Origin of the sequence: Psychrobacter sp. L7, from assembly GCF_002810365.1 — a bacterium.
GTDB lineage: Bacteria > Pseudomonadota > Gammaproteobacteria > Pseudomonadales > Moraxellaceae > Psychrobacter > Psychrobacter celer.
On the sequence record NZ_NEXR01000005.1, the window covers coordinates 1 to 4,303 of the forward strand.

6 protein-coding genes are annotated in these 4,303 nt (G+C 39.8%); 2 read left to right on the forward strand and 4 right to left on the reverse strand.

Annotated elements, in window-relative coordinates; all coding sequences use genetic code 11:
• Positions 1–331: 331 nt before the first annotated feature.
• On the reverse strand, positions 332–1,015 hold the full coding sequence (locus CAP50_RS07440; protein WP_100749576.1) for a hypothetical protein: 684 nt from the start codon (positions 1,013–1,015) through the stop codon (positions 332–334).
• Between the two features lie 326 nt (positions 1,016–1,341).
• On the opposite strand from CAP50_RS07440, the gene CAP50_RS07445 reads away from it, so the two are divergent.
• Positions 1,342–1,707, forward strand: coding sequence for an IS630 transposase-related protein (locus tag CAP50_RS07445; protein WP_100749577.1), 366 nt, complete (start codon positions 1,342–1,344; stop codon positions 1,705–1,707).
• Here CAP50_RS07445 and CAP50_RS07450 read toward each other — a convergent pair.
• Positions 1,704–2,918: an IS256 family transposase gene (locus CAP50_RS07450; protein WP_100749578.1), complete on the reverse strand. Its 1,215-nt coding sequence runs from the start codon at positions 2,916–2,918 to the stop codon at positions 1,704–1,706. The genes CAP50_RS07445 and CAP50_RS07450 overlap by 4 nt on opposite strands.
• Before the next feature lie 100 nt (positions 2,919–3,018).
• On the opposite strand from CAP50_RS07450, the gene CAP50_RS07455 reads away from it, so the two are divergent.
• A complete protein-coding gene (locus tag CAP50_RS07455; protein ID WP_274539910.1) occupies positions 3,019–3,498 on the forward strand; it encodes an IS630 family transposase in 480 nt (159 codons plus the stop codon).
• On the opposite strand, the gene CAP50_RS07460 is transcribed toward CAP50_RS07455, so the two are convergent.
• Both CAP50_RS07460 and CAP50_RS07465 read right to left on the reverse strand, forming a co-directional pair.
• Positions 3,485–3,820, reverse strand: a complete 336-nt coding sequence (locus CAP50_RS07460; protein ID WP_100749579.1) for a hypothetical protein — start codon at positions 3,818–3,820, stop codon at positions 3,485–3,487. The genes CAP50_RS07455 and CAP50_RS07460 overlap by 14 nt on opposite strands.
• Positions 3,821–3,831: 11 nt before the next feature.
• On the reverse strand, positions 3,832–4,303 hold a 472-nt coding region (locus CAP50_RS07465; protein ID WP_153045434.1), incomplete at its 5' end, for a DUF2345 domain-containing protein.

The window sequence follows — 4,303 nt, forward strand, 5'->3', positions numbered from 1 at the left end:
ATATATACTAACATTATATATACCATGAATCATATATCCAATGATAGCTATAAGCACGCCTAGACCAATTATAGTTTTAGAGTATATTTCGTTGATTGCGGATATTCTTTCATACTTTTGACTTATCATAATTCTAGCACGCCCTACAAAAATCGTAATCAAATTTTTCGTATGAGTGATTACTTTTTGTATTCAATTCTTTGAAAGTATCTTTTAACCATTCGCCAATATTTCTCAACATAACACTCATAAAACTACTAATCCCTTTTCCATTAGTCAATTTCTTCTCGAAATATTCTACTGCTAATCCTACTAGAATACCTAAACCTACCTATATTGCACCTATAACGATTGCTGGTATTGCTACTGCAGACCCCCCTGCTACTATGGCGGCAATTACAGCTACTAACGTACCAGCAAGAATAGTGACAGCTGCTGATATTATTATAGCTTTAATGATATTGGAAATAAGAGCTCCAGCTAAGTCGTAGCCATCAGCACTCTGATCTGCTTTCCACTCTGCTAAAGATATTGCAGAACTTAGTACGAAATATACTAGTGCATTGTTCTTAAAGGTACCTGATAAATTTTGTTTAAGAGCTTGCTTTATACCCGATACTGATCCTGCTCCTGATGTAAAAGGCATGACAACTGGATTACTTGAGAGTTGTCTTACACCTGTTTTAAAGTAGTTATTACTTTTAGTATATCCAGAAAAATATGCATAAAGTCTCCTTTCACCTGATTTTACTGTGCCCCGTTTGAAGTGCACCTTCACAATTTCAAAACCTCCCTTTTTTTTCTTTTTTATAGTTTCCTTCAACCATTTCCAATTATCAGCTGTAAAAGCAACCGATGCCCCAATTTGATTATAAAGCAAGTTTTGAGTTATGATTCCATATTGATCAACATCCGCACTTAATACAGATTTATTACCTTCACCTAAATGTTTCCAGATATCTTCTGGAATGTTCTGTATATCATTTGGTGTAAGTATTTCTATAGTTGGAATCATAAGACTTCCTTTACCATAGTCCTCCCAACCTGTCATACTTTTATCTGCTCTAATATCTTTGACTAGGTTACTAGTATCGAATATTTGACTTATATATGCATGTGAACGATCTGTACCATTTGACCAGTCACGTATGCTTAATCCACTATTTTTATTTATTCTTATCAGAATTGGCGCTGGCTTTTCTAAGGGATCGTTACTGAATGAAGTATTATCAAACTTTTTAACAGGAATCCTTATAACGATTTTTCTTCCTTTGTATATATAGTCAGTCTTTTATAAATAAGATACAATGCTTTTAAAATAAAGAGAAAGATATAATCATTATGACTTACTCAGCAGACTTTCGAACGCAAGTTATAAAAAGCGTCAAAGACAAAGACATGAGCATTCGTCAAGCTTGTGTTTTCTATGACATCAGCAAAACTACTTTACAGCGTTGGCTGAAAAATCCAAGTATCAAACAAACTCGGGATAAGCCACCCAGTAAAATACCAAATGAAGCACTTCTCAAAGACGTCGCGCAGTATCCAGACGATTACATGTACGAGCGAGCTCAACGTTTAGGCTGTAGCAAGTCAGGCATTGATATTGCCCTAAAGCGCCTTGGTATCAGTCAAAAAAAAGACCTTAGAGCATCCAAAAGCGTGTCCAATAGAGACCATCCCGAATTCTGTGTAACTGCCATTTAGATTAAATGCTTGCTGATACGATCATCAAACATAATCATAAAGCGATTTAAAGCAGACGTCCAGTTACGAATTGGCATCGACCATTTTTTGGATGCTTGCTGGGTGGCTAAGTACACCACTTTGAATGCTGCCTGATCAGAGGGGAACACCTTACGCTTATTCACCGCCGTCCGAATCACACTGTTTAGCGACTCTATCGCATTGGTGGTATAAATCACTTTTCTGATGTCTTTCGGATACTCAAAGAACACCGTTAAGCCCTCCCAGTTATTACGCCAAGACTTAACCACGTGCGGATAACTTTCACCCCACACCTCATCAAAGTGCTCAAGATTGGCCTCTGCTATCTCAAGCGTATCAGCGCCATAGATGGCCTTTAAATCAGCCGCTACGGCCTTCTTATCCGTCCATGGCACAAACTTCATGGAGTAACGCACCATGTGTACGATACACAGCTGAACCTGAGCGTTGGGATAAACGGTATTGATGGCATCAGGGAAGCCCTTTAAACCATCGACACAGGCAATGAGGATATCTTGAACCCCGCGGTTTTGTAGCTCAGTGAGAACACCAAGCCAGAATTTAGCGCCCTCGTTCTCTGATAGCCACATGCCAAGCAGCTCTTTTTTACCGTTAAGAGCAACACCTAGCGCCAGATAGATAGCCTTGTTGATAATCTGTTTATCTTGGCGTACTTTAACGACAATACAGTCCAAATAGACGATAGGATAAACACTGCTCAGCGGTCTGTTCTGCCAAGCGGTGATGTCCTCTAATATGTTATCGGTGACTCTTGAGACAAGAGAGCTTGAGATGTCGACATCGTAGAGCTCTTTAATGCTCTCTACAATCTCGGTGGTGGTTTGACCCTTGGCGTAAAGGAATATGATCTTGTCATCAAGGCCTGAGATACGAGTTTGATGCTTACTGACGAGTACAGGCTCAAAGCTGCTATCACGGTCTCTTGGGGTGGATATCTCAAGATCGCCTGTGTCACTGCGGACGGTCTTTTTAGTGTGGCCGTTGCGCTTATTGGGCTTGTCTGCTTTCTCATGCTTAGGATAGCCGAGATGGTCTTCCATCTCAGCTTCAAGGGCAGTGTCGATAAAGGATTGCATGAGCTGCTTTTGAAAGTCTTTGATGTCATCGAAGCTTTTCATGCTACCAGCCATTTGCTCAGCCAGTTTCTTGATGTCAGTTTGGTTAGTCATTGCTTATTCTCCTGTTAGTGGATTATAAGCAGTTACACACTTTTTAGGAAAGGCTCGTCCAATAAAAAGAGCAGCGTATCAGAGTAAGCTCAATAGTTTTATTCAGCAAGGCTATCCCATTGTGTACATGGATGAAAGCGGCTTTGAGGCTGAAACCATTCGTTCTCATGGCTATGCACCGATAGGTAAACCCTGTATCGACAGCTACAACTGGCAAGGTAAAAAGCGAACCAACGTTATCGGCGCTCTGTATAACAAAATGCTGTTTGCACTGGATTACTTTAATCTCAACATTAACAGCAGCATATTCTACAACTGGTGCAAACACACGCTAATCCCAAGTCTTAAAACAAAATGCGTGATTGTGATGGATAACGCCAAATTTCATAAGAGCAAACGCATTCAAAAACTACTGAACAGACATGGCCATCGTATTCTTTGGTTGCCACCCTACAGCCCTGATCTAAATCCCATTGAAAAGAAGTGGGCACAGGCAAAATTTCTACGTCAAGGCTGGATGGAGAATAATCTACCTAAGCTGTTTCATGATATGGGTTGTATCTCTTTTATTCTAGACTGACTATAGTCAAAACACCTTCAAATTCTCTTGATACATACAAGTGTTGCGAATTCCCATCTTTAAAAATCAACGCTTTACCTCTATTGATTATCCGCTCATTATCTCTAGAGTAGAAACTAGTTTTCCTGTCAAACTTACTATCTTTCGGTAAAATTCCTTCTAGTGAATCACATTGTGCAGTTAGTTTTCCTCCACTTCCAGTATCTATATCTAGGATAATGTCGCGATGGTTCCTCAATATTACTTTTAACTTGGATTTTTGACGATTTGTTACGACATTTTCGCCAGGCAAATCAATATATGTAGTTTGAGTATTGCTCATAATAGCACCTTTTATTTATGTCTTGTCTGTTTTGCAATTATAGAACCGTAGGGTGCAGCTTCAATAATAGTTTTCCCATTATCATCTAGTGCTTTTGTAATTATTCCCTCATCATTTAACCGAATTCGTATAGTTTCATTTTTTGGATAATTACCATAGGCATCCACATATTGAATTTCCATATCTTCTTTTTTCATATTGGTTTTTTTTAGTTTTACGTCTCGATTACTCCCACCCCCACTGCCCCAAACCACCTTACTCGCCTTATATCCCACCTGAGCAGGCGTAATAAACGTCACATTGCCCCCTGATAGCTCAATACCGCTCCCTGCTGCTTTTAGGGTGAGCGTATCAGGGGCGATGATCTCAATATTATCTCGGCTATGAATGCGTAGGACTTGCTCGCTATCGAGGCGCATCTCACTTTGATGCGCTTGTATGGTCACATCGCCATGGGCGGCGGTATGGGTTTGCGCTTTGTTT

Excerpts from the sequence above, each read along its gene's own strand:
- CAP50_RS07440 (WP_100749576.1), bottom strand. The coding sequence starts at position 1,015 with ATGATTCCAACTATAGAAATACTTACACCAAATGATATACAGAACATT.
- CAP50_RS07445 (WP_100749577.1), top strand. The coding sequence starts at position 1,342 with ATGACTTACTCAGCAGACTTTCGAACGCAAGTTATAAAAAGCGTCAAA.
- CAP50_RS07450 (WP_100749578.1), bottom strand. The coding sequence starts at position 2,918 with ATGACTAACCAAACTGACATCAAGAAACTGGCTGAGCAAATGGCTGGT.
- CAP50_RS07460 (WP_100749579.1), bottom strand. The coding sequence starts at position 3,820 with ATGAGCAATACTCAAACTACATATATTGATTTGCCTGGCGAAAATGTC.